This window comes from Sorangium sp. So ce375 (assembly GCF_051473855.1).
Classification (GTDB): domain Bacteria; phylum Myxococcota_A; class Polyangia; order Polyangiales; family Polyangiaceae; genus Sorangium.
On sequence record NZ_CP150335.1, the window covers coordinates 654481 to 670735 of the forward strand.

Consider the following 16255-nt stretch of genomic DNA (forward strand, 5'->3'; position numbering starts at 1 on the left):
CTACACGTCCATGTCGACGTTGCCCTTGAACGAGGCTCCGTCCGCGATGGTCAGCCGCGACGCCTTCACGTCGCCGACGAGGCGACCGCCAGCGAGGAGATCGACGCGATCGGCCGCCGTGACGTTGCCGGTCACGTTGCCGCCCACCTGGAGCGACGCCGCCCCGATGTCCGCTTCGACCAGCGCCCCTGCGTCGATGGTGAGAGGCCCCTCGACGGTGAGCTTTCCGCGCACCGTCCCGGCGACGATCACCTCCTCGTCGGAGGTGATCTCGCCCTCGATCGTGAGCCCGTTTCCGATGATCGTACCCGCCACGTTCGTGCTCCTCGCCGCGCCCTCGCGGCGCGATTCTTCGTCCGTCAACGCGCGCTACCGCCCCGCCGGTTCACGCCGGGGGGCATGCCCGCGACCGCCGGTCGCCCGCTCCGAGAGCTCGGCCGGGAGGTCGAACTCCGCCTCGATCCGGCCGGCGAACGCCGCGCCTTCCTCGAGGATCACCTCGCTGCCGCCCACGTTTCCGGCGTACTGGGCCGTCGCCCGGATCGTGACGGGGCCGCGCGACACCACGTCCCCCGTGAGCTGGCCGGAGACGACGAGCGAGCTCGCCTCGACGTCCCCGGTGACCGTCGCCCCGTCCTCGATCTCAAGGTCGCCAGCCAGCTGGATGTTCCCCTCGACGCTCCCCTCGACCCGGAGCGAGCCGTCGCCGTGGACGCGCCCGCGGATGCGAGCGCCCCGTCCGATGAGCGATTCGGCAGCGTCCGATTCGCTGCGCGTGGTTGTCGAGCCTCGGGCCATTCTCGTCTCCTGTGCGCGGGGGGAGCCGCGCGAGCCGGGGCGCGCACCAGACGCCCGGCTCGTCCGCTGGAGCTGGGCGAACTGGAACGCCCGGCGCCGCGGCGGCGCGGACGCTACTCCAAGCGGCTGCGCCTCGCAACCGGCGGGCGGCCTCGGTGGCGCGCGCGCCATGGCGTGACTGCGGGGGAGCCCTCGGGGGGAAGCGCGGCGCGAGGGGAACGGGAACGGACGGGAACGGAGATCGAGGCGCGGCACGCGACACTGGAGCGCGCGTGACGGGCGCTTCCTGCGGGGCTGGCTCGGGTGATACGGTCTCTCTTGACTGGGCTTTCCTTGGTCGAGCGCCTGCTGTGGCCCTGGCGGCGAACCGACTCGGATGGCTCGGCGCGCGTCGCCCGCGTGGCGAGCGCAGACCAAACCAACCCGGGGGTTCCTTATGCGGAAGATAGCTATCGTGGGGTCTGGACAGGCCGGCCTGCTCGCGGCGCACGCCCTGGTGAAGGCGGGCTACGAGGTGACGCTCTACTCGGATCGCACGCCCGAGCAGTGGCTCAACGAATCGAAGCCGACCGGCACGGCCGCACGGTTCGACGTGGCGCTCGCGTTCGAGCGCGAGCTCGGCCTGGCCTTCTGGGAGGACGCCGCGCCCCGGGGAGAGGGCGCCCAGCTGACCGCGTGCGCCGCCCCGGGCAACCGCCTGCTGACGCTCGCGGGCCGCCTGGAGCAGCCGTTCTTTGCGATCGATCTCCGGCTCCAGAGCCACCGGTGGATGCTCGAGCTCGAGCGGCGGGGCGGCAAGATCGCGATCGAGCCCGTCACGATCGCGCGGCTCGACGCGATCGCGGCCGAGAACGACCTCACCGTCGTCGCTGCTGGACGCGGCGATCTGTGCAGCCTGTTCGAGCGCGACGCGGCGCGAAGCGTCCACACGGAGGCGCAGCGCAACGTCGTCATGATGTGCGTGACCGGCCCGAAGCTCGGGTTCGACGGCATCCCGATGCTCCCGGTCAAGTTCAACCTGTTCGCGGGCATCGGCGAGGCGTTCTGGGTGCCCTACCACCACAAGGACGTGGGACCGAGCTGGAACTGTCTCGTCGAGGCGGTGCCCGGAGGGCCGCTCGACAGGTTCCAGGGCGCGAGGTCGGGAGAGGAGATCATCGCGATCGCGAAGGGGCTGGTGAAGGAGCTCATCCCCTGGGACTACGAGTGGTTCAGGGGCGCGGAGCTGTCGGACAAACACGGATGGCAGAACGGGCGGGTCGTCCCCGCGGTGCGCAAGCCCGTCGGACGGCTGCCCTCCGGCCGGATCGTGACGCCGCTGGGCGACACGGCGATGTCGATCGATCCGATCGGCGGCCAGGGCGCCAACAGCGGCAACAAGATGGCGCGCAACCTGGTCGAGTGCATCGTGCAGCACGGCGAGCGCCCGTTCGACGCCGAATGGATGACGCGCACCTTCGATCGCTTCTACGCGCGGCACGGCGGGCCCACCGACAGGTTCAACAACATCCTGCTCGCCGGGGTGACGCCATCGATGGCCCACCTCCTCATGGCGCAGTACGGCAGCGACGGGCGGGCGGACAACCCGAGCGGGCAGCAGGCGCTCGCCGATGCGTTCGTGAACAACTTCAACGATCCGGCGCGGCTGACGGCGGTCCTCGAGGACGTCGGGCGGGTGCGCGCCTTCATCCGGCAGACGACCGGGAAGCCCTGGCCGCTCGCGCTCGCGGCAGGGGGCGTGGGCGTCGGCATCGCGCAGGTGCGTCAGCGCTTCGGGCTCCCGCCGGGGCACCCGGAGGCGCCGGTGCACGCCGGCGGAGCGCTCGCGTAGCGGCTCGCGGAGCGCCTTCACCCACCCTCTCGACGCAGCTCCAGCCGAAGCGGGATCGCGTCGAACGGATCGGCCCGGACCTGCGCCCCGCGCTCTGCAACAAGGATCTCGTCTGAATCGTGGAGCGCTCGCCTCTCTCAAGCTGAGCCCCGAGCTGACACTCTTTCCTCGGTCAACACGTCATTGTCGACCTTGTAAATGATGATGTTCTCCCCGTCTTCCCCTCGCGCGTGGAAATGTCCTGAAATTTCGACCTTCAGGAGTGCAAGCTCATGGATCGTGTCGCAGAGCAATGTCAGGCCTTCCTCTGTGACATCTGCGCCATAGAACAGATACCGTGTCCAGTTGATGGGCTCATCGCTCCAGCACCAGCCCTTCATGTAGAGCCGCTCTTTGTCGTGGCTCTGCCACCGCTCGCGAAGAGCGGTGATGGTGGATACAATCTTCGGGAAGTCGCTGGGTGATGCTTCCAGCCAGCCACGGACCGAGTAAAAATACGACATGGTGCGCCTGGGGCTCGGTTGTTGATTCGTGTCAGTCCTGTTCGAGCTTTGAGTGGTACGCCACGCGCGTGGTCCGCCCCAGCGCGTCGGTCCGCGACACGGGCCGGCCCATTGCGTCGTGCGCGTACGCCGTCCGCGCGCCTCGCGCGTCCGTATAAGCTGGTGCAGGAGTAGCGACTTCTTTGGCATGGCGGGGGTGTGGAGCCGTCGCTGGTCGGCGAATCGCAGGCCGCGTACATGCTCTCCTCACCCGGTCCAGCCGCTTAAATAGTCATCAATTGAGATGCTCATAATCTCGTCGCCGCCAATCTCTTGATAGTCTCCGATGCTATCAAAATCGGCGTCGCCCTCGACGATTACGCGAATCGCGTGGCCTGCATGGTCGGCAAGGAATTTCCATATCACCCGGTTGAGCTTGTTGTTGAGCGAGTTTGCTGGGTCGCTCTCCTGGCCCATGTGGAATCGATCGATCCTGTCGCCCTTATATATCGCCTTTCCGAGCCACAGGGCGACACCGCACTCGACGCATGTGAGATACGCGTAACGGCTCATTGTCCACCGTTGCAGCTTAATGGTCCACTGTACAAAGTGTTCCCGTCTGTGTCTGTAATAACGAGCTTGGTGCCGGAGTACTTGGCCAGATCGTCTGCGGTTCGTGAGCCTCGAAAGCGGGCGACCATTCTGCTTGCGTCGTCGGGGCTTGTGCTTTGTTTGACCTGAACAAATACTTCTCCGCCGCTGCCGGCTTGAGCTTTTGCAGCATGGCTCACTTGCTTGTTGAAAGCTCCTTGCGAGCTCCCGCCTATGCACTTCACCTCTCGGCGCCCAACAATATTGCCGTGCGGATCCTCGAACGTGACGTCAGCTCCTGCACCGCCAGAGCCAGCAACCCTTGCGGTCGAGCCTGTAGGGCCGGTCCCTAGGATGTTCTCGGCATTTTTCTGACTCAGCGGGAACTCTGGATTGCTGTCGGCAATAAGTGCATTGACATCGCTTGGCGTATAGCTGCTTAAGCCGAAAGGATCGATGCTGCTGGTTGGACTACCGTCAAGTCGGAATAGTCCCGGGCCGCCACGTATGCCCAGCGGATCCGGGCTGCACCACCCCCCGATCTCCGGATCGAAGAACCGGAAGCGCGTATAGCAGAGCCCCGTCTCCTCGTCGGCGTACTGCCCCAGGAGCCTGAACGGCGACTCCACGGTGGTCCTGTGGTTGAGCACGCTGATCGGATCGCGCCACTCCTCGGTGACCTTGCCCCAGGCGGAGTGCGCGGCGGCCCAGGCGACGAGCCCGCGCGGATCGAGCAACTCCTTGGGCGTGCCGAGGTGGTCGTTGACGTACGTCAGCACGCGCCCGTCCTGCTGCTGCAGGAGCGGCACGAACGTCCCCGGCGTGTGCACGAACGTCCTCGCCCCCCGCTCGCTGTCGACGTCGGCCGCGAGCACGTCCCCATCCCACACGAAGTCCACCCTGCGCGGCCGGTTCGTCGCGGCCTGGCTGCTCACCTCCTTGCATATCCGCCGCCCAAAGGCGTCATAGGCCATGACGACCCGGGTGCCATCCGACCGCCGCACCTCCCTTAGTCGGTCGCGGCAGTCCCAGGTGTAGCGGGTCATGTCCTGCTCGTTCACGGACCCGCCGTTCGGGTGGCTCGCGCGGTACTGCGCGAGCTCCACCTTGGCGGTGCGCCGCCCGCGCGCGTCGACTTCGTACGCCGCCGTCTCGGTCCTGCGCAGCACGCCGCCCGGGTCGATCTGCCACGACGGCTGCGTCCAGTCCTGCGCCTGCTGCGCCGGCGCGAGCAACCCCAGATCATCCTTGCCGGCGAGTTCCTGGAGCATGCGCGTGATCGACCCGGCCGGGTCGTAAGAGAACACCTCACGCACCGTCCCTCGCTGCGCCGACAGCAGCCTATCAACGCGGTCGTGGCGGTACGCCGTCGCCCCCCAGCGCGCGTCGTCGATGCGCTCGACGCGCCCGCCGGCGTCGTAGAGCCACTGCCGTGTGACGAGCACCTTGGGCACGCCTGGCGCCGGCGCGGTCGCGCGCTGCTCGATGAGCCGATCCATCGCGTCATAGGCGCTCCGCACCGCGATCGCCGCCTCGGTCGCCGCGTCCTCTTCGCCCACCGTGCCGCTCGTCCTCTGCACCTCCCTCCCGCGCACGTCGCGCTCGAACACCACGCGGTGCCCGTCGTGCTCGACCGCGCTCAGCGCGCCGAGCGCGTCGTACGCATACCGCGTCGTCGCCCCGTCCGGCATCACCCGCTCGGTGCGCCGCCCACGCGCGTCGTAGGCGTACCGCACCGCCTTGTCGCCCTGCCGCTCGCACACAACGCGCCCGAACCGGTCGCGCTCGAACCACGTCTCGATGCGCAGCCCGCTCGACTCCTCGAGCACGGCCCCGAGCAGCCGCCCCATCCGGTCGCGCGCGTAGCCGATCGCCCCATCGGGCGTCTCGTCGGCCGTGAGGTTCCCCGCGCGATCGTAGAACAGGTCGCGCCACGTCCCGTCCGCCGCGTGCTCGATGCGCCCGAGCCTCCCCGAGCTGCGGTAGCCGTAGCGCAGCGTGCGCCCGTCGAACGTGTCCTCCTGCGCCACCCGGCCCGCGGCGTCGTAGTGAAAGACGTACCTTTCGCCCTTCGGGTTGGTGATGACGCGGAGCCGCTCCTTGCGTGTGTACGCGAACCTCCACACGCCCCCGCCCGGCTCGACGACCTGCGCCAGCACGCCCGTGCCCTCGTACGCGAGCTGCGTCGTCTGCCCCAGCGCATCGACCAGGCGCGCCGGGTTGCCCATGCGATCGTAGGTCGCGACGGTCCTCGTCCCGTCGGGCCGCTCCACGCGGATCGGCCGCCCCATCGGGTCGTACGCCACGCGTGTCGTCCGCCCCAGCGCGTCGGTCCGCGACACGGGCCGGCCCATCCCGTCGTGCGCGTACGTCGTCCGCGCGCCCCGCGCGTCCGTCTCCGCGATCACGTTGTGCTGCTCGTCGTGCTCGTAGCCGAACAGCAAGCCTTCCTGCCCGGTGCCGTGCCCGTACACGCCCGTGACGCGCCCGCGCTCGTCGCGCGCGAACGAGGTCGCCTCGCCCGTCGGCAGCAGCACCGCGCTCACCTCGCCACGCGCGTCGCGCACCACCTGAGTGACGAGCCCCTCCGGGCTGATCTCTCGCACCACGAGATCTCCCTCGTGCTCCCGGCGCGTCTCGTTGCCGAGCGCGTCCACCTCGCGGATGAGGTTGCCCCGCGCGTCGTACCAGCGCTGCACCCCCTCGCCCGCGCCGTTCACCTCCGCGGCGAGGAGCGCGTCTTCGTCGTACGCCCGCTCCCACAGCACGGTGCCGTCGGGCAACGCCGCGCGCGTCACGAGGCCGTCGGCGTTCCAGGTGTAGACCCGCGGCTCCTCGCCGCGGATCTCGGTCGTCTGCGCCCGCGCGTCGCGACGGAGCTCCACCTCGTGCAGCCCGTCCCGCCCGCCCGTCTTCCGGCACCGGTACCCGTGGTGGTCCTCGTAGGCGTACCAGAACCGCTCGCCGTTCTTCAGCGTCGTTGCGGTCATCCGGTGCCGGACGTCGACCTCGTACCCCTCCACGCCGCCCACCGCGTCGATCGCAGCGATCAGGCATCCTGCGCGGTCATAGCGGTAATCCACCCACTGCCCGAGCCGCCGCTCTGCCCACAGCTCCAGACGCGTGATCCGCCCGTCCTTCCACCGCACCTTGAGCTCTCGCCCTGCGGTGTCGACGACCCGCACGAGCCGCTCGCGCTCGTAGTCCAGCCGGAGCTCGTTGCCGTGCACATCGCGGATCGCCCGCAGGAGCGCCCTCGCCGAGCCCTCGTCCGCCGCGAACACCCGCACCTGCCGCGACCTGGGCTCCACAACCCGGTACTCCCGCGCTCCGTCTCGGTGCAGCTCCAGCCGCTCGCGCCGGTGGAACGTGCTCTCCCCGGGCTCGACCTTCTCGAACCAGATCCATCGCCCCTCGCCGTCGCGCAGCGCGAGGACCTGCTCGCCCTCCTCGATCCACTGATCGTATGAAAAAGCCCATCCCGGCCCCAGCGCCGCGTCTCGCTCCCCGTGGCGCGGCGAGCGATAATGGCGCGCCCATACGAGCGGGATCTTCCCAGGGACCGAGATATCCGTCGCCGCGTCGACCACCGCGCCGTCGGTGACGTCGACCGGGTGCCCCTCGGTCGTGCATTGCTCCATCGGCGGCGACGACGACTTGCCCGCCTTCGCCCCCTTGTGGCTGCGCCCGCCGCCGCCCCCTCCACCGCCGCCCGGCGCGCTCGGCCCGCCGCCGCCCGGCGCCCCCGCGCTGCTGCCACCCCCGGCGCCGCCCGCCCCGCCGGCGCCGCCCGCCCCGCTCGCGCTCGTCCCGGCGCCGGCGGTGACCGACTTGTTCATCTGCCCCATGCTGCCGGTGATCCCGGCCATCCCCAGCTCGATGAGCACGTTCGGCGCGCCGAGCCACGGGAAGCAGGGGCCGCCCGTGTTGAGGCTCAATACCTCCTTCAACGTCCCCGGCTCGTTGCCGTGACACGCCTTCATGCACGCGCCGACCGTCAGGATCTTCTTTCCTTCGATCGTCGTCCTCATCGGCGCGTCGATGAGCCCTTCGGCCACCGTGCCCATGGTCGGGTAGGGGATCGGAAGAGGACTCGGCGCGGCCGGCGTCGTGCACACGCTCACCGCCATGCCGGTCATCTGGTGGCCAGAGCCCTCGTGCACGGTATCCAGACCCAGCGCAGTGACCTTGCTCATGGCGACAGCAGGTTCACCCACGCTCCGCCGGGAATGCAATCGGGGCCCGCACGACGCGGACACGAAGACGCGGGTCGCCGCGGTTCGACGTGGTCGCGGAGATGGCTCCGCGATGGCTACTCCAGGACGGCGTGGTACCGCCCACTCGGCGTGACGATGACGTGGGCCTGGAGCGGGACGTTCAGCGCGTAGGAGAGATCGCGCAGCTCCTCGGTCATCGCGTGGTCCTCCGCGGTCGGCGTCGGATCGCCGCTCGGGTGGTTGTGGGCCAGGACGAAGCCGACGGCCGCCATGTCCAGCGCAGCGCGCAGGATGGTCGCGCGGCCCGCGTAGAGGGCGTCGTCGACGCCGCGGGCGAGCATGCGCGCCTCGCGGGCGCGGCCGTGGCTGTCGAGCGCCGCGATCCAGAGCTCCTCGTGGACGAGGTGAGCGAGCCTCGGGCCGAAGTACCGCGCCACGCGGGCGGCGTCGGTGAGGAGCGCGCCTCGGCGAGCCCGCGCGGCGTGGGCGCGGCGGCCGAGCTCGAAGGCCGCGGCGACCCGGGTCGCGTCCGCGAGCGCGATTTGGGTTCGCTCGGCGATGGCCGCCGGAGAGAGGCGACCGAGGGACGGCAGGGCGGCCGCGCCAAGGATGCGCGCCCCTACGGCCGGGATGCCAAGCACCATCTCGATCAGGCCGGCCTCGGTCGCGGTCGGGATCTCGGCCGCCGTCTCGGCGGGGGCGTCGATGGGTGCGCCGCTCATCGGGGCCACCTCCGAGCGCGGGTGAGCGAACGGGAGAAGAGGCGGCGCGCGAGGCGGAGGCGCGTGGCCACCGTCGGCCTCGGGATCGCGAGCGTCGCCGCGAGCTCGCGCGTCGTCAGGCCGGCGGCGGTGAGCGCCAGGACCTCGCGGAGCTCCGCGCGGAGACGGTGGAAGGCACGGAGCAGCCCGCGCGCGACGATGCGCTCCTCCGGAGAGGGAGCTGCGAGGGGAGCGAGCCGATCGGGATCGACCGCGGGCACCTCGTGCCGGCGGTACGCCTTGTCGCGGTGGTGCGACGCCTGCCGCAGGGCGACCGCGGCCAGCCAGGCGCGCAACGCGTCGCGCGGCGGCTGATCGGGGGACGGCCGGAAGCGCCCGGCGCGCATGCTGCAAAAGGCGCCGAGCACGGTCTCCTGTGTGACGTCGTCGAGATCCGCGGCGCGGACGCCGCGAGCGCGCAGCGCGCTGCGGATGAGCGGGCGCTGTTCGAGGAGCGCGGTGGGGTCGAGGTAGACGGCGGGGTGAGGGGGCTGGTGACGGAGGGGTTTGGTCGGGCGGGCGAGCCGGCTGAGAGCAGCGGGACGGGGACGGCGACGGGAGGACGGATCGATCTCTTGGCCCTGGTCAGAGCGTAGACGTACGGTTTCCATGTCGGACCTCGTGGATGCGGGGTTCGGCCACGCCGCCCGGGGTGTTAGCAGCACCCGCGGGCGGCACTTTTGTGGTCTCGCCACGTTACGAACTGACAGCCGGCAGGTCAATGAAATCCGATCTGCTGGATCATTATTCTGAACCCGGCGCGCGAGTACGCGAAGGGCGTGCGAACGCTCACGCTCGATACCCTCCTGCTCTACATCGCGGCGAACCTGCGGCGGCTACGCCAGCAGCGCGGCATCACGCAGGAGCAGCTCGCGGAAGCGGCCGGGGTCGAGCTGCGGACGATGCAGGCGATCGAGGTTGGGCGGCAGAGCATGAGCCTCGGCACGCTCGTCAGGCTCGCGAACGCGCTCGATGTGTCCCCTGGGGTTCTTCTCCGCAGCGCCGCGATGCCCGAGATCAAGCGAGGTCGACCGCGCAAACGTCCCGCCGGCACCTGACAGTCAATCCCCAGTATCCGCACCTCGACAGCCCGCAGCCATCCGCGCCCTTCTCCACCTGGCGCATCGCCGGCGCGTGCGTTGTTGCAGCTTCGGACGCCGTCCCGCGTGGTGGAGAACTCGGCGAACTGCGGCAACCTGAACAGCCCCGTCGCTGACCGGCCGGGAGGTTGCAGGGGCACTCCTTCGCTTCGGAGGGGTAGGGCATTAAGGACCCGCTCGCGCCTTCGTCCGGTGTAGAGACCGCACGGTCCTGCGCTGGCCTCCTTGACAAGAAGGGGCAGCCGTCGGCTACGCTACCTTTGCACGATGCGTGGGGACGGCACGTGGGGGTGGGATCGGAGTTCAAGGCGCTCCACGCGGAAGCGGCGGTCAGCGGTCGAGAGGACTGATCACGCCGAGAGGACCGCGGTCGACGATGTGGGTGTAGATCATCGTGGTCTGTACATCCTTGTGGCCGAGCAATGTTTGGATCGTCCGGATGTCGGTGCCCGCCTCGAGCAGGTGCGTCGCGAAGCTGTGGCGGAGGATGTGGCATGTCGCGCGCTTGGTGAGCCCCGCCGCCCGTCCGGCATCGTGCACGGCCCTTTGCACCGCCGATTCGCGCAGGTGGTAGAGGACCTGTCGACCCGTCGCAGGATCGGTGCAAGGGCGAGAGGCGGGGAAGAGGTACTGCCAGGCGAGGCTCGTGGCTGCTCCTGGCATCTTCGCTCGCAGCGCGTGGGGCAGGTCGACCTCGCCGCGGCCAACCGCGAGCTCCTTCTTGTGCCGTTGCGCCACGGCGTCGAGCTGGGCCTGCAGCTCGTCGCGCGCCCGAGCGGGGAGCAAGGCCGGCCGGTCGTGCTGTCCTTTCCCGCGGCGCACCATGATTTGCCGTCGATCGAGGTCGACGTCTTTGACGCGAATCGAAAGCGCTTCGAGGAGGCGGAGGCCGCTTCCGTAGAGGAGCTCGCCGATGAGTCGAAAAGGTGGGATCAGGTGCTCGAGCAAGGTGAGCGCGTCCTGTCGCGAGAGGACCGTGGGGAGGTGCTCCGGCCGGCGGGCACGCTCGAGCGCTTCGAGCCGGGGTATCTGCAGGTCGAGGACCCGTCTGTAAAGGAAGAGGAGCGCGCACAGCGCTTGGTTCTGCGTGGACGCCGCGGTGCGGCGCGCGACCGCAAGATCGTTGAGGAAGGCCGTGACCTCTTCCGCGCCCATCTGCCGTGGGTGCTTGCCGTGATGGAAGCGGATGAATTGCCGGATCCAGTGGACAATTGCCTCTTCGGTACGCGGAGAGTAATGCAGGCGTCGTATGGTGGCGCGTACGGCTTCGATGAGGGTCATGGGGATGGTTCCGAGTGGTCGGGGCCGGTTCGTCGGACCCGCATTGACCCTTATCGGCGCAGGGCGGGCGCGAGTTGTGGCGGCCAGCGGATATTTGGGATGCACATCAGTCGCCCGAGGCAATCAATCACATGCACGCTTCTTGCTTCGCGGCACACCGTCGCCGTCCGAAGCCCCTCAACGGCGATACGTAGTTGTGCTGCGGCGGCCTATCTCCGGAGATGCGCAGATAGCCCGCGGAAGATCGCGACCTATCCGCGGGAATATCTAGATATGCTGCGGGGTGCCGCGACTCATCCGCGAGAACACGGTGATCGGGCACCAGGGTTCGCAGCCTACATGCAAAAACGCGAAGATGTGTCGCGCGGCACAGATGATTGCGACGTTAGATATCGAGCAGAGGAAAGTCCATGAGTGCACCGTTTCCTAAAATGACGTCATCGGCGCGATCCGGCGAAGCCGGGGTCAACCTTGTGGCTTCCGCGATCACGGAGCTCGGTTGGATCTTTCGGCGTAGCCATGGGGAACATGATTTCGGTATCGACGGGTACGTCGATCTCGTCACCCCGGACGGACTCGTCACCGGGAGATGTCTGGCGCTTCAGGTGAAGCACGGCCCATCCTATTTCGCACACAAGACGAATGATGGCATCGTGTACTATGGCGAGCGTCGACACCTCAACTATTTCATGAACCATCCCGTCCCGGTGCTTATCGTATTGTGCGATCCGGGAACTAAAAAATGCTACTGGACTCCATTTCGCGCGGAAGCGATCGAGCCCACCGACACCGGCTGGAAGCTTTGCGTTCCGTTTAGCAATGCACTCGACGCGCAATCCACCGATCTGCTCGCAGAGGCTGCGGGTCCACCTCGCGACTATTCCTCAGCGCTAGAGCACTACTGGGCTGTCAACAAGGCCATCGGAATATCCAGTCTCATTTTTTATAATGCCGACAGGATTGATATAGAACAAAATAACGAAGGAGTCGTAGTAGACTTCTTCCAGCGGCTTCAGCGGACCAGTGAGTTCGCGCGAGCCTCCCAAGGCAAAGTTGAACTCGTCATATCGGGTTACGATGATGACCCTCGGGAACTCTGGGAGATCCCGGAGGTTGTTCGATGGGTTCGAAACGCGGAGCTGCTGGGGAAGTACTGGTTCTTCTTTTTGACTCCAGTGTGGCCCGCGCGCGGCCTCGCCACGTTGATATACTGCTCGTGCGGCGCAAGCTGGGTTACCTTGCCACCTGCTAATTCCACCGGCTCTTTCCCGATTAAGCTTGACGAAGGGCTCCTGGGGGAATTTTTGCGCCGGAATTTTGCTTGGCTCAATGAAATTGCCGAGTTGCTTCGCCTGAGTGAAAGTGAGATCGAGCGAATCAGTATGGACATCATTGAGTATATTACCGCGGCATCACCTGATACGAATGATGTCTAACGAGCAGGTGCACCCGACGGTGCGCCCAGTCGCGCTACGCGCGGCCGGTCGCCCCGCGGGTGACCGGCAAGGCGTTGGGCGGGCGGGACGTGGACCGTGAACCAGACGGATCCTCGCGCCGGGCGCCCTCGCATGGCCGGTTACGTCAAATTGGCAACGGCCGATCTGCTTGGCCTGCGATTCGACCCAAGGACATGACCCCATAGAACCGGATGAACCATGAAGCGCGGACTTTGGACAGCAAAGATCTCTGACACGCATGCCCCGGAATGGCCCTGCCCGAGCTGTCACGGAGGGCACCTGTTGCTTGAGCCCAAGAGCCTTAGATATGAGGAGACGCCCGAGTCGGTGACGTCGCGGGTCGAAAACGACGATTGGGATCCCGAGTGGACCGATTTTACCTTTGCGGCATGGCTGCGGTGTAGCAACCAGGCTTGCAAGGCGCACGTCGCTGTCATGGGGACCGGCGGGTTGGACCCGACGATAGATCCCGATCAAGGCATGACTTGGGAGAACTACTTCACCCCTATGTTCGCTCGTCCGATGCCGGACATCTTCTCTTTGCCGCCGAAGTGCCCGGACGAGGTTTGTGAAGCGCTCCGCCGCTCCTTCGCGGCATTCTGGTCTGACTCCGCTGCGTCCGCAAACAGTGCACGAGTCGCGCTGGAACATCTGCTCGGCGCGATGGGAGTGCCGGAGAAGCGCCGGAACAAGGCGGGAAAGTACTCGCGACTCACCCTGCACGATCGCATCAAGGAACTGCAGAAGGCGAACCCGACCATCGGAGATCAGCTGATGGCAGTGAAGTGGCTTGGCAACACTGGTAGCCATGAAGGGCGTATCAGCCAGAGCGACATCCTTGACGCCTACGAGATCCTGGAACACGCCCTCGACGAACTCATCAACAGGCGGAGTAAGAGGGTGGCGCAACTCGCCAAAGGGCTCTCCAAGAAACATGCTCCGAAGCGGTAGATGTAGCGGGGGCGCCGCCCAACTCAGCGATGGAGGCCGACGTGGTGGGCAGGCTCGCTTCGCTCGCCAGCCCAATAAGCGGCTCATAGCCAGTCGTGGGGCGGGCAGCCGAAGTCACGGACCATTGAAAGTTGCACTGAAGAAGATGACCCGAATCAAGATCCTTTTCCTCGCCGCGAACCCTTCCGGGACCACTAAACTCGCACTCGACGAGGAGGCGCGCTCAATCGCGGAGAAGGTACGCCTGGCTGAACATCGCGACTCTATCGAGCTGATACCTGGACTCGCGGCACGCCCCGACGACCTCCTACAGTTGTTGAACCTCCACAAGCCACATATCGTTCACTTTAGCGGCCATGGTGCCTCTGCAGGCATATTCCTCGTTGGCGCACGAGGGGGTCCAAAGCTCGTCGCCACCAAGACCCTTCGTGAGCTCTTTCGCACATTGAGGGACAACATTCAAGTAGTGTTCCTCAACGCTTGCTACTCCGACGCACAAGCACAGGCAATCACCACTCACATCGACGTCTGCATAGGCATGAGCGACTCCGTTGATGATAAAAGCGCGATTGCCTTCGCCGCATCATTCTACAGGGCGCTCGCATTTGGTAGGCCCGTGAAGCAAGCCTTTGAGCAGGGACAACTCGCGATAAAGCTGGCGAAGCTTCCGCGCTCCGACGTTCCACGACTTGTCACGAAGACTGGGATCGACGCAGCCAACGTGGTCCTCGTCCTCGGGGCGCAGGGATCGATTCCTCAGGCGCCGGCTGGTCCTCCGCGGCCCGTCTCTGTATCTGATTCTGACGCAAGTACACCACCTCAGCGCCGAAAGCGGCTCCCTCGCGCTGCTCCACCGACGCCGGCTAGGCCGGAGAGCATACGCGACGCGGGCGCAGATGGCAATGACACTAAGTCTGTATCCCCGTCAGCACTTCGATTGTTTCGACTCTGCTGGCAGCTTGAAACCTGGATGCGTACGCTCGTTTACGTCGAGTTCCGAGCAGCGCACGAAGAATGGTACTCGCCGTTGAGCGCCCTCGCGCCACATGCGTCGGTGGACCCCGTCCACACTACGTCCGCCACCCACAAAGCCCAGAAAGGCGCTCACGCCGCGTTTTCGCGATTCACTTTTGACCAGTTCTCGCAGATCATCACTGCCGCCGAACATTGGCCCCATTTTATACCATACTTCCCACAGAGGGAGCACACTATTCTCAAGTTTGAGGAAGCAAGGGCCATTCGCAATCGGGTCACAAGATTTCGCCAACCACTCCCTCAGGACGAGTCTCGTCTTGAGCTATTTCTTCGAGACTTGGAGCCAGGGTTGCGACGCTTTTGTTCCCGCTACTCCAAACGAAAGATCCCGCTCGATCCAGCTGATGATCCTGTAACCGAGCGCCTCTCGCGGAAGTGGCACCGACTCGGGTATGGCATTGAGCTCAGCCGACCAGATTTCGGCTGGCTTTACGCGCCGGAACCACATCGGGCGAGTCCACTCTTCAACGCGAGCCTGGAACTCTGCACCCACGACAATTACGAGCGGGGCTCAGCGGCTGGAGTCATTTACCGGTTGGGTCTTCATCCAATGCGCAGGGGAAGGCTGAACCTTCAGGAACTGTTGGAGAGTACTCGGGACCTACACGAGGACGTCATACACATCATTCCGTCCCCCATCAGCGACACGGCCACAATCACTGTGCCCGCAATAATCGGACTGGAGCGCACAGTCGAGGTACTCGCAGCGTTCTTGAATGCAGGCAGAGAAAGCAGCAGACACCAGCACGTCCGCGCTGTCGTGAATCCGTCCAATTGCTCGGACTACATTGTGTGGCCAAACGATCCGATTGCCTTTTTCCTTGAGGGTTACTCGGAGGACGTTTTTGACTACACATGACGAAGAGCCGCCCAACATCAAATTGGATCGGACGGCGCTTCGCGCCGCCGCTCAATTTGGCGTTCGGCGCCAGAGCGCGTGGCCGACGGTTGTTGTCGCCCAACACCTGATGCGGGCGGGAACGCCGCGGGGCAAAGCGACGTCGTCGCCGATGTCACCGCGCCACGCCACGAAGTCGCCGGCCGGCGACGGTCGTGGTAGCGCTGCTCCTGATGGCGAAGGGCAACCGCACGGCGACGACGCGCGAGGTTCGATCCTCGCAGCGACAGCGGCGTGTTCGCGTCTACACCGCCTGGCACCCGGTGCTCGTCGCGCTCCTGGAGCACGTGCTCCCCGAGGGCTGGTACCAGTGCATCTCGGAGTTCCAGCTGGCCCGCGAGCCGCTCCGCGTCGACATCGTCATCCTCCGTCGCAGCCGTCGCGGAGCCCCACCCAGGCCGCGCCTGCTCACGAGCGTGGTGGGCGAGCTGGCCGAGCACACGCTCGTGCACTTCAAGGGGCCGACCGACGAGCTCGAGCGCGACGACGCGCGCATGCTCCTCGCGTACGCGCTCCAGTACCTCGTGGTCGCCGAGATCGAAGCTCCCGCCGCGGTCGCCCTCCGCGTGCTCGCGCCCCGCCTGACCCCGCGCTTCACCGAGGCGCTGATGTCGCTCGGCTGCACGCTCACACCGACCGGGCCGGGCACGCACGAGGGGCGGCTCGGTGTCTTCCCGCTGCGGGTGGTGGAGACGGTGCCCGCCAACGCTCGCGAGGGCGAGCATCTGCTGTACACTGTGACCCCTGGGATGGCCGCCGACCCCGGCGGCATCCCGGCGCTCTCCCCGGTGGAGGTCGCGGTGTTCTGGGCGCTCCTGGAGCATGTCGAGCAAGTTCGACACCCCCCTCCCGG

The 16255-nt window shown here is 66.7% G+C and carries 14 protein-coding genes; 5 read left to right on the forward strand and 9 right to left on the reverse strand.

Annotated elements, in window-relative coordinates; all coding sequences use genetic code 11:
* Both WME90_RS02625 and WME90_RS02630 read right to left on the reverse strand, forming a co-directional pair.
* Positions 1-315: a bactofilin family protein gene (locus WME90_RS02625; RefSeq protein WP_272097558.1), complete on the reverse strand. Its 315-nt coding sequence runs from the start codon at positions 313-315 to the stop codon at positions 1-3.
* Between the two features lie 54 nt (positions 316-369).
* Positions 370-798, reverse strand: a complete 429-nt coding sequence (locus tag WME90_RS02630; RefSeq protein WP_437279466.1) for a bactofilin family protein — start codon at positions 796-798, stop codon at positions 370-372.
* Between the two features lie 436 nt (positions 799-1234).
* Between WME90_RS02630 and WME90_RS02635 the strand changes: the two genes are divergently transcribed.
* Positions 1235-2629, forward strand: a complete 1395-nt coding sequence (locus tag WME90_RS02635; protein WP_437279467.1) for a styrene monooxygenase/indole monooxygenase family protein — start codon at positions 1235-1237, stop codon at positions 2627-2629.
* A gap of 137 nt (positions 2630-2766) precedes the next feature.
* Here the strand turns inward: WME90_RS02635 and WME90_RS02640 are convergent, their stop codons facing one another.
* The 5 genes from WME90_RS02640 to WME90_RS02660 all read right to left on the reverse strand — a co-directional run bounded on the left by WME90_RS02640 (position 2767) and on the right by WME90_RS02660 (position 9291).
* Positions 2767-3132: a hypothetical protein gene (locus WME90_RS02640; protein ID WP_437279468.1), complete on the reverse strand. Its 366-nt coding sequence runs from the start codon at positions 3130-3132 to the stop codon at positions 2767-2769.
* A gap of 246 nt (positions 3133-3378) precedes the next feature.
* Positions 3379-3588 (reverse strand): hypothetical protein, encoded by a 210-nt coding sequence (locus WME90_RS02645; protein WP_437279469.1) that lies wholly within the window; start codon positions 3586-3588, stop codon positions 3379-3381.
* Between the two features lie 92 nt (positions 3589-3680).
* Positions 3681-7898: a PAAR-like domain-containing protein gene (locus WME90_RS02650; protein WP_437279470.1), complete on the reverse strand. Its 4218-nt coding sequence runs from the start codon at positions 7896-7898 to the stop codon at positions 3681-3683.
* 116 nt (positions 7899-8014) lie between these two features.
* Positions 8015-8641 (reverse strand): JAB domain-containing protein, encoded by a 627-nt coding sequence (locus WME90_RS02655; protein ID WP_437279471.1) that lies wholly within the window; start codon positions 8639-8641, stop codon positions 8015-8017.
* The gene (locus WME90_RS02660) at positions 8638-9291 is read right to left on the reverse strand and encodes a sigma-70 family RNA polymerase sigma factor (RefSeq protein ID WP_437279472.1); all 654 of its coding nucleotides are present in this window, start codon (positions 9289-9291) and stop codon (positions 8638-8640) included. The genes WME90_RS02655 and WME90_RS02660 overlap by 4 nt, the downstream gene beginning before the upstream one ends.
* 168 nt (positions 9292-9459) lie before the next feature.
* Between WME90_RS02660 and WME90_RS02665 the strand changes: the two genes are divergently transcribed.
* Complete coding sequence (locus WME90_RS02665; RefSeq protein WP_437279473.1) at positions 9460-9738, forward strand: helix-turn-helix domain-containing protein; 279 nt, start codon at positions 9460-9462, stop codon at positions 9736-9738.
* Positions 9739-10110: 372 nt separating this feature from the next.
* Here WME90_RS02665 and WME90_RS02670 read toward each other — a convergent pair whose 3' ends face one another.
* The gene (locus tag WME90_RS02670; RefSeq protein WP_437283551.1) at positions 10111-11061 is read right to left on the reverse strand and encodes an integron integrase; all 951 of its coding nucleotides are present in this window, start codon (positions 11059-11061) and stop codon (positions 10111-10113) included.
* Between the two features lie 410 nt (positions 11062-11471).
* Here WME90_RS02670 and WME90_RS02675 point away from each other — a divergent pair, with 410 nt between their 5' ends.
* The 3 genes from WME90_RS02675 (at position 11472) to WME90_RS02685 (ending at position 15363) form a co-directional block, all read left to right on the forward strand.
* Positions 11472-12497 carry a DUF4365 domain-containing protein gene (locus WME90_RS02675; protein WP_437279474.1) on the forward strand — a complete coding sequence of 342 codons (1026 nt, stop codon included), beginning with the start codon at positions 11472-11474 and terminating at the stop codon, positions 12495-12497.
* A 303-nt stretch (positions 12498-12800) separates the two neighbouring features.
* A complete protein-coding gene (locus WME90_RS02680; RefSeq protein WP_437279475.1) occupies positions 12801-13469 on the forward strand; it encodes a DUF4145 domain-containing protein in 669 nt (222 codons plus the stop codon).
* A 145-nt stretch (positions 13470-13614) separates the two neighbouring features.
* Positions 13615-15363, forward strand: a complete 1749-nt coding sequence (locus WME90_RS02685; RefSeq protein ID WP_437279476.1) for a CHAT domain-containing protein — start codon at positions 13615-13617, stop codon at positions 15361-15363.
* A 17-nt stretch (positions 15364-15380) separates the two neighbouring features.
* Here WME90_RS02685 and WME90_RS02690 read toward each other — a convergent pair whose 3' ends face one another.
* Positions 15381-16235, reverse strand: a complete 855-nt coding sequence (locus WME90_RS02690) for a hypothetical protein (RefSeq protein WP_437279477.1) — start codon at positions 16233-16235, stop codon at positions 15381-15383.
* Positions 16236-16255: the final 20 nt, after the last annotated feature.